A 9,137-nucleotide genomic window follows, 5' to 3' on the forward strand; every position below is an offset into this window, starting at 1 on the left:
GCGCCATCATGAAGTCTCCCACGATGGGAATGTCAAGCGGGGCGCCAGCGGGCATTCAGGGCTGGGGCTCGATCGGGTGCAGTTCGGCGTCGGCCAGTCCGGCCAGCAATGCCCGCCCACCCGGCAGCACGCGAAACTCGCCGTAGCGTGCCGCGCGGAAGCGTGGCTCCTGGCCTTCCGGGAAATGGTAGGCATCGGTCACCAGGGTCCAACCGTGCTTGAGGCGACGCAGTGGCAGCAGGACCTGGTCCGGGCCCGCGGATTCGCCCGCCCTGGCCAGCCGCTCCGCTGTCGCGATACCCTGGGCGTCGAGCCGGGCCAGCACCTGCCAGGGGCCGGACTGGCCGGCGCGGCGACGCGCTTCGAGCTGCTCCTGGATTTCCGGTGACAGGCGGAAATTCAGGGCCATGTAGTCGCCCTGCAGGATGGAGCGCGGATCGACCGGCGCCAGCGCGACATAGACGCGCTGGCCGTGCGCGAGCACCTGCTCCTTGCCCTGCACGTCCCACTGCACGATCCCGAGCGCGAGCAGCAGGCCGCCCGCGATCAGCCCCGGAGCCCAGCCGCCCGCCAGCGACCGGCGCGGGGCGGCCGATCCGGACGAGCCGGGCGTGCGGGCACGCAGGAAGGCCAGCGCCACGGCCAGCCCGGCGCCGATGCCGGCCAGCAGGGCGGCCTTGTGCAGCAACGGCCAGTCCAGCGCATGGTAGAAGCCGGCCAGCAGCGCCAGCAGCACGGCCAGTGCCAGCCAGAGCATGCGGCGGCGGCCCGTGCCGGCGGCGACGGCACCCACCAGCACCACGATGCCGACGCGTGGCACCACCCAGGTGGCCAGCAGCAGACCCAGCGCGGCCAGGGCCAGCAGCCGGCTGGCCGGATGCGCCAGGCTGGCTGGCAGGCGCCAGTGGCGTGCCAGCCAGGCCAGACCGAAAGCCGCGAGCAGCACGCCGGCGAGGCTCCATTCATGCTCCAGGAAGAGGCGGCTGCCGCCGGAATACAGCAGCGTGTCGGGCGCCGCGACGGCCCAGGCCGTGCCCAGCAGGACCGCCGCGCCGACACCGTCGGCCAGGGCGGCAAGGCGTGCCGACAGGCGCCAGCGCGACCAGGCCGGCTCGCGCAGGCACCAAAGGACCCAGGCCATGGCGAGCAGGGCCAGATTGGCCACGCTCGGAAAGCCGAGGCCCTGGCCGGTGTGATCCAGCAATGCGAACCAGGAACGCTCGGTGCCATGGGTCGGCGGCCAGAGCGCCAGCAGCAGCGCGATGCTGGCGGCGATGAAGCCCAGCGCGCGCTGTACCCAGTCGACGCGGATCGCCAGGCCGGCCGCCAGCGCCAGACCCAGCAGGCCGAGCAGCATGAGGTTGTCGAGCTGAAGCTCCCAGCCCATCTGGACGAACGCCAGTCCCGCCAGCAGCAGGCCGAAGCCGAGCTGCTGCACGAACAGGGCGCGCGGCTGGCGCAGCAGGATGACCGCGACCAGCAGCAGGACCGCGCCGACGATGAGCAGGCCCGATCGGTCGTGCAGCCAGCGCTCCAGCAGCAGCACCAGGAAGACGATGAAGGGCAGCACGACGAGCTGTGCTCCGATGAAGCTGGAAGCCGTGATGATCCAGGAGGTCTGGCCCGCCGGCAGCGCGTCGTCGCGCGCGCCGGACGGCAGCAGGCCTTCGGCCTGGGCGGCCTCGATCAGCTCGGCGCCAGAATCGTTCATGCCCGGCCCTCCTCGCGCTGCAGCCGCACCAGCCAGGTGCCGCTGGCGCCGACGCTGATGGCCGCCACCACGGTCAGGATCAGGGCCTTGCCCAGATAGCCGCCTTCGCCTTGCAACAGCAGTCGGGCCACGCCCAGGAAGACCAGGGCCTGCAAGGCCAGCAGGGCCAGCGCCAGCACCAGCAGGTCACGTGGCCGCAGGCGCCATGCCAGCCAGGCCGCCAGCACGGCCAGCGCGAGGTTGAGGCCGTACAGCGCTCCGCTGCCAGTGTTGGACAGTTGCAGCAGGCCTTGCAGGACCCAGTGCCCCAGCGCCACCAGGGCCGCGACGCGCCAGGCCATGGTTGCGCGTGTCGCATCGGCCAGGTGCAGGCGCGGCAGGGCCAGTGGCAGCAGGAACAGCAGCAGGCCCAGCAGCGCGCCGAGCGCGGCATGCCGAGTGCCCGCGCCGAAGACGCCCCACGCCGGCTCGAACCCGGTCCACAGGGCCAGGGCCAGGCCGGCGATGAGGATCCAGGCCGTCCACAGGCCGTCACGCCGTGCCGCCAGCATCCAGGGCAGGGCCAGCAGCGCCCAGGTGGCGAACAGCTGCCAGGGGTCGGCGCCGGTCTGGTAGCTCTGTCCGACCAGGGCCAGCAGGCCGCCCAGGGCCAGCGTGGCCAGTAGCAGCCAGGCACTGCGCCAGCGCGCGTGCAGCAGCGCCAGCAGCCCGGGCAGGAGCACGGCCGCCTGCAGCAGATGGATCTTGAAGCCGCGCGACTGCCCGGCCCAGTTGGCGGCGACCCAGAAGATGAGCGCGGCGCCCAGCAGCAGCGCGGCCACGGCCGTCAGCCCGCGCTCGAGCCGGACCCGCAGGTTCGCTGGCGGTGCCTGCCAGGGTGCCAGTTGCCAGAGGCGCACCGCCTGCTGGCGGTCCAGGCGGTGGCGCTGGACCAGGTGGTGGATCAGGGCATGCATGCGCTTGGGGTGGGCGGAAGACGGGACCTACTGTAAACGCGGCCGCGCCAGAAATCGGGTCGGAGGCCTTGACATTCCCATCATGGGAAGCACGAAACTTGCGGCATGAGCACTGCAACTGCGACTTCCACCCTGGACCTCGGCGTTGGCGGCATGACCTGCGCCTCGTGCGTGGCGCGCGTCGAAAAGGCGCTGAAGAAGGTGCCCGGCGTGCAGGATGCCACCGTCAACTTGGCGACCGAATCCGCGCGCGTGCAACTGGCCGGCACCGAAGCCGAGCTGGCGCCGCTGCTGCGCCGCGCCGTGCGCGACGCCGGCTACGAGCCGCGCGCTGCTGCGGCCGCGATCGACGCCGTCGACGCCTCGCCCTGGGCCGGCTTTGCGCCGGTGGGCATCGGCCTGGCGCTGTGCGCGCCGCTGGTGCTGCCGATGCTGCTGATGCCCTTCGGCATCCACTGGATGCCGCCAGCCTGGCTGCAGTTCCTGCTCGCAACCCCGGTGCAGTTCTGGCTTGGCGCGCGCTTCTACCGTGCCGCCTGGGGCGCGCTCAAGGCGGGCAGCGGCAACATGGACCTGCTGGTGGCGCTGGGCACGACGGCGGCCTGGGCGATGTCGATGTGGCTGTGGCTGACCGCGGCCGAGGGCCACGAGCCGCACCTGTATTTCGAGAGCGCGGCGGTGGTGGTGACCCTGGTGCTGCTGGGCAAGTGGCTGGAATCGCGCGCCAAGCACCAGACCACGGCGGCGATTCGCGCGCTGCACGCGCTGCGGCCCGAGCAGGCGCACCTGATCGACTGGGACGGCAGCGAGAAGGACATCCCGGTGGACGAGCTGCGCGCCGGCGACAAGCTGGTCGTGCGTCCGGGCGAGCGCGTGCCGGCCGACGGCCGCGTGCTGGAGGGCGAGACCCAGGTCGACGAATCCATGCTCACGGGCGAGCCGCTACCGGTGGCCAAGGGCGTCGACGCCATGCTGACGGGCGGTTCGATCAACGGAGACGGCCGCGTGCTGTTGCAGGTCACCGCCGCCGGCGCCGAAAGCGTGCTGGCCCACATCATCCGCCTGGTCGAGGATGCGCAGGCGGCGAAAGCGCCGGTGCAGCGCCTGGTGGACCAGGTCAGCGCGGTGTTCGTGCCGACCGTGGTCGGCATCGGCCTGCTCACCTTCGTCGGCTGGTGGCTGGCCGGCGTGGGGCTGGAGACCGCCGTCATCCGTGCCGTCGCCGTGCTGGTGATCGCCTGCCCGTGCGCGCTCGGGCTGGCCACGCCCACGGCCATCATGGCCGGCACCGGCGTGGCGGCCAGGCACGGTATCCTGATCAAGGACGCGGCGGCGCTGGAGATTGCGCACCGCGTCGGCACCGTGGCCTTCGACAAGACCGGCACCTTGACCGTGGGCCAGCCGCGCCTGCTGGCCCTGATGCCGGCGCCGGGCGTGGACGAAGCGGCGGCGCTGCAGACGGCGGCGGCGGTGCAGAGCGGCAGCGAACACCCGCTGGCGCGCGCGGTGTTGAATGCGGCGCGCGAACAGGGCCTGGCGATCGAACCGGCCGCCGACGTGCGCGCCGTGCCCGGCCACGGCACCGAGGGCCGCGTCCAGGGCGAGCGCATCCTGATCGGCAGCGCGCGCTGGATGCGTGAACTGGGCGCCGACCTGAGTGCGTTCGCCGAAGCCGCCGAGGCCCAGCAGGCAGCCGGTGCGACGACCTCCATGCTGGCCGTGCAGGCCGGTGGAGCGCACGCCGTGCCGCGCGCGCTCGCGTTGCTGGCCTTTGGCGACGAGCCCAAGCCGGGCGCGCGCGAGGCCATCGAGCGCCTGCACGCGGCCGGCGTGCGCACCGTCATGATCTCGGGCGACAACCGCGGCGCGGCCGAGGCCATGGCGCGGCGCCTCGGCCTCGACGTGGAAGGCGGCGAAGTGCTGGCCGAGGTGCTGCCGGGGGACAAGGCGCAGGCGGTGGCGCAGTTGAAGGCGGGGGGTCCTTCCCCGGCCCGGGGCGGAGCAGCACGCGCAGCGGCAGCACGTGGTGGCGCACAGCTTGTGGCCATGGTGGGGGATGGCGTGAACGACGCCCCGGCGCTCGCGGCGGCCGACGTCGGCATCGCCATGGGCAGCGGCACCGACGTCGCCATGCACGCGGCCGGCATTACCCTCATGCGCGGCGAAGTCGGGCTGGTGCCGGCGGCGCTGCAGGTTTCGCACCGCACCGTGGCCAAGATCCGCCAGAACCTGTTCTGGGCCTTCATCTACAACAGCCTGGGCATTCCGCTGGCGGCCATGGGCTATCTCAACCCGGTGCTGGCGGGCGCCGCCATGGCGCTGTCCTCGGTCAGCGTGATGAGCAATGCCCTGCTGCTCAAGCGCTGGCGGCCGGACTGACCCCGCGCTTCGCATCCGGGAGCATGCCCAAGGACGCGGGCTGGCGCCGGCATGACGAATGACGGCCTGGCCACGCTGCCCTGCTCGTCCGCCGTTTGTCAAGCGACCAGGGGTTCGCATGAACCCCGCCATTTCCTGGGGTTGCTGCTGGTCAGGGAGGCAGCGCGAAGCGTAGACTGGCTGCCCGAGAGGTGGTGCAAACCGTGCCGCCCGAGGCGGTGGCGGGCGACACGAGAGCGCCCACGGCCGTGACCCAGCAGGAGCGCATTGCCGTGGCAGAGCAGCAAGAACCCCAGTCCTCCCACAACGCCTGGCCGGCGTTGTCGACCGCCGCGCTGCGCGTGGCCTTCGGCGTCATCTGGGTCGTCAACGCGGCCTTCACCTGGATGCCCAGCTTTGCCGCCAACTACGCCGGCTGGCTGCGCAACGCGGCCGAAGGCCAGCCGGCCTGGTCGGCCTGGTGGTTCAATGCCTGGATCGCGGTCGTCGAGCCGCACCCGACGCTGTTCCTGTGGCTGACGCGGCTGGCCACGACGGCGCTGGCGCTGGCGCTGCTGTTCGGCTTCGCGCGACGCACGGTGTACATGCTGGGCGCGCTCTACAGCCTGCTGATCTGGAGCACGGCGGGCGGCTTTGGGGGACCCTACACCATCGGCGCCTCCAACACCGGCGTCGGCCTGCTGTACGTGCTGATCTTCGCCGTACTGATGGCGATCAACCACCGCGCCGGCACCAGCCCCTACAGCCTGGACTATTTCATCGAACTCAAGTGGCCGGCCTGGAGCTGGATCGCCGAGTGGCGCGAGCGGCGCCTGTCGGACGCGCCACGCGTCGCCTGGTGGGCGCAGACCGGGGTGCTGATCGGCGTCGCCGCCGTGGTGTTCTTCCTGGTGGCCGGCCTGCACAGCAGCCTGAACGTGCAGGCGCCGACGCCGGCCGCCGCGGCGGCCGCGGTTTCACCGCTGCAACTGGCGTCCAAGGAGCCGGTCAAGCACCCCTACGACGCCACTCTGCCACCGCTGCAGGACGGCGACAAGGTGACGCTGAATATCGACGTCACCGACAAGGCGGTGGAGATCGCCAGCGGCGTGACCTACCAGGCCTGGCCCTACTTCGACACGGTGCCGGGCAAGACCATCCGCGTCAAGCAGGGCCAGACCGTCAAGGTCGTGCTGACCAACAAGGCCACGGTGCACCACTCGATCGACTTCCACTCGGCCTTCACGCCGCCGAACCTGAGCTTTGCCGACATCATGCCGGGCGAGCAGATCGAGTTCGAATTCGTCGCCAGGGTGCCAGGGGTGTTCGTCTACCACTGCGGCACGCCGCCGGTGCTGCTGCACATGGCCAACGGCATGTACGGTGCCATCATCGTCGACCCGGCCGACGACCCGCGGCCCAAGGCCGACAAGGAATACGTGCTGGTGCAGGGCGAGTGGTACACGCAGCAGATCGCCGGCACCCTGATGGGCCCCGACTTCGGCAAGATGCAGCGCATCCAGCCCGACATCGTGGCCTTCAACGGCATTGCCTTCCAGTACCAGGATCATCCGCTGACGGCGCGGCCGAACGAGCGCGTGCGCCTGTACATGGTGAACGCCGGCCCCAGCCTGTGGAGCGCCTTCCACGTGATCGGCGCGATCTTCGACAAGGTCTACCCGGACGGCAATCCGGCACATGCCCTGAATGGCGTGTCGACCTACAGCGTCGGCCCGGGCGAGGGCATCGTGTTCGACCTGGTGATCCCGGACCCGGGGCACTACGTGTTCGTCGACCACTCGTTCGCGCACCTGGACAAGGGCGCGGCGGGCGTGCTGGACATCCGGGAGCCGGGTGTCGAGCACGGCAAGCCGAACATCAGCAAGGCCGCGGGGGCAGCCGCGCCCGCACCGGTGGTGGCCGCCGCGCCGGCCGGCCCCTACAAGTTCGACCCGGAGCGCGGCGCGCAGCTCTACACCAGCACCTGCGCGGCCTGCCACCAGGCCAATGGCGCCGGCCTGTCGGGCGCCTTCCCGCCGCTGGTGAAGAACCCGGCGGTGCTGGACGGCGATCCGACCAAGCACATCCGCTCGATCCTGCACGGCGTGAGCGGCGAAGTCATCGACGGCGTCAGCTATCCCAGCCCGATGCCGCCGTTCGGCGGCGCGCTGAGCGATGCCGACGTCGCCGACATCGCCAACCACGAGCGCACGAGCTGGGGCAACCAGGCCAAGCTGGTGACCGCCGACCAGGTCAAGGCGCAGCGCTGAGCGGCCCGTGCCCGTTCCGGCTGGCGCGCGCTGCTGGAATCCGCATCGCCGGCGGGGACTTGCAGCCGGTCGCGGACGAGCCGGCCGAGCATCGGTTCAACTTGATCCAGGTCAGTTTCATCCGGCAAGGCCGAGACTAGACTGCGTGCAGAACACTAGGAGCATGGAGATGACGACCCCGAGCAGCCTGAAGATCATCCGCGACGAGCATTCGACTCTGGCGGCGATGCTCAAGTCCACGCGCATGCTGGTCGAACGCGGGCCGCAGGACGACCCCAAGGGCTTCTTCGACGTGCTGCGCGCGATGCTGTTCTACATCGAGGAATTCCCCGAGCGCCTGCACCACCCCAAGGAAACCGAGCTGCTGTTCCCGCGCGTGGCCGCCGCCGCGCCCGACACGATCGCCTCCATCACGCGCCTGGATCACGACCACGAGTACACGGAAAAGGCGGTACGCGACCTGCTGCACCTGCTGGTTGCCTGGGAGATGATGGGCGAGCCGCGGCGCGAGGCCTTCACCCAGACCTTCAAGCGCTACGTCGACCTCTACCTCTCGCACATGCGCATGGAGGAAGAGGAGATCCTGCCGGCGGCCGTCAAGTACCTGACGCCCGAGGACTGGAAGGCGCTGGACGAGGCGTTCGAGGCCAACCGCGAAACCATGACCAAGCAGCAGTCGCCCGACAAGGCTTACGACGAGCTGTTTTCGCGCATCGTGCGCGCGGCGCCGGCGCCGATCGGGCTGGGCTGAGCGGCAGCGCCGGTGCCCCGCGCGGGTATCGTGGCGCCGGTGGCCTGCGCTGCCGGATGAGGGCTAGACTCTCCAGGGTTCGTCGCTGCCTGGAGAAGCCCCATGAAGTCCCGCGCCGCCGTCGCCTTCGCGCCGGGCCAGCCGCTTGAAATCGTCGAGATCGACGTCGCCCCGCCGAAACAGGGCGAGGTGCTGATTCGCATCACCCACACCGGGGTCTGCCACACCGATGCCTTCACGCTCTCCGGCGACGACCCCGAGGGCGTGTTCCCGGCCGTGCTCGGGCACGAGGGCGCGGGCATCGTGGTCGAGGTGGGCGCAGGCGTGACCAGCGTCAAGCCCGGCGACCACGTGATCCCGCTCTACACCGCCGAGTGCGGCGAATGCCTGTTCTGCAAGAGCGGCAAGACGAATCTGTGCGTGGCCGTGCGCGCGACCCAGGGCAAGGGCCTGATGCCGGACGGCACGACGCGCTTCTCCTGCAACGGCCAGCCGGTCTACCACTACATGGGCTGCAGCACCTTCAGCGAATACACGGTGGTGGCCGAGGTCTCTCTGGCCAAGGTGAACCCGCAGGCGAATCCGGAGCAGGTCTGCCTGCTCGGCTGTGGCGTGACCACGGGCCTGGGCGCGGTCAAGAACACCGCCAGGGTGCAGCCGGGCGACAGCGTGGCGGTGTTCGGCCTCGGCGGCATCGGCCTGGCGGTGATTCACGGTGCGCAGCTGGCGCAGGCCGGGCGCATCATTGCCATCGACACGAACCCGGCCAAGTTCGAGCTGGCGCGCACCTTCGGCGCCACCGACTGCGTGAATCCCAGGGACCACGACAAACCGATCCAGGACGTGATCGTCGAGATGACCGGCTGGGGCGTGGACCATTCCTTCGAGTGCATCGGCAACGTGCAGGTGATGCGCGCCGCGCTGGAGTGCGCGCACCGCGGCTGGGGCCAGAGCGTGATCATCGGCGTCGCCGGCGCCGGCCAGGAGATCAGCACGCGGCCGTTCCAGCTCGTCACCGGACGCAAGTGGATGGGCACGGCTTTTGGCGGCGTCAAGGGGCGCAGCGAGCTGCCCGGCATGGTCGAGGACGC

Annotated in this window: 6 protein-coding genes; 4 read left to right on the forward strand and 2 right to left on the reverse strand. The window is 70.9% G+C overall.

Annotation, left to right across the window (positions count from 1 at the left end):
* Positions 1-55 precede the first annotated feature (55 nt).
* Both PKA16_RS11160 and PKA16_RS11165 read right to left on the reverse strand, forming a co-directional pair.
* On the reverse strand, positions 56-1,711 hold the full coding sequence (locus PKA16_RS11160; RefSeq protein WP_324403284.1) for a GDYXXLXY domain-containing protein: 1,656 nt from the start codon (positions 1,709-1,711) through the stop codon (positions 56-58).
* Positions 1,708-2,667: a DUF2157 domain-containing protein gene (locus PKA16_RS11165; protein WP_324403286.1), complete on the reverse strand. Its 960-nt coding sequence runs from the start codon at positions 2,665-2,667 to the stop codon at positions 1,708-1,710. The genes PKA16_RS11160 and PKA16_RS11165 overlap by 4 nt, the downstream gene beginning before the upstream one ends.
* A gap of 105 nt (positions 2,668-2,772) precedes the next feature.
* Here PKA16_RS11165 and PKA16_RS11170 point away from each other — a divergent pair, with 105 nt between their 5' ends.
* The 4 genes from PKA16_RS11170 to PKA16_RS11185 all read left to right on the forward strand — a co-directional run.
* Positions 2,773-5,046, forward strand: coding sequence for a heavy metal translocating P-type ATPase (locus PKA16_RS11170; RefSeq protein WP_324403288.1), 2,274 nt, complete (start codon positions 2,773-2,775; stop codon positions 5,044-5,046).
* 272 nt (positions 5,047-5,318) lie between these two features.
* Positions 5,319-7,295 (forward strand): multicopper oxidase domain-containing protein, encoded by a 1,977-nt coding sequence (locus PKA16_RS11175; protein ID WP_324403289.1) that lies wholly within the window; start codon positions 5,319-5,321, stop codon positions 7,293-7,295.
* Between the two features lie 169 nt (positions 7,296-7,464).
* A complete protein-coding gene (locus tag PKA16_RS11180; RefSeq protein ID WP_324403291.1) occupies positions 7,465-8,046 on the forward strand; it encodes a hemerythrin domain-containing protein in 582 nt (193 codons plus the stop codon).
* 102 nt (positions 8,047-8,148) lie between these two features.
* On the forward strand, positions 8,149-9,137 hold a 989-nt coding region (locus tag PKA16_RS11185), incomplete at its 3' end, for an S-(hydroxymethyl)glutathione dehydrogenase/class III alcohol dehydrogenase (protein ID WP_324403293.1).

The sequence above is a fragment of the Ottowia sp. genome (genome assembly GCF_035325765.1).
Classification (GTDB): domain Bacteria; phylum Pseudomonadota; class Gammaproteobacteria; order Burkholderiales; family Burkholderiaceae_C; genus Ottowia.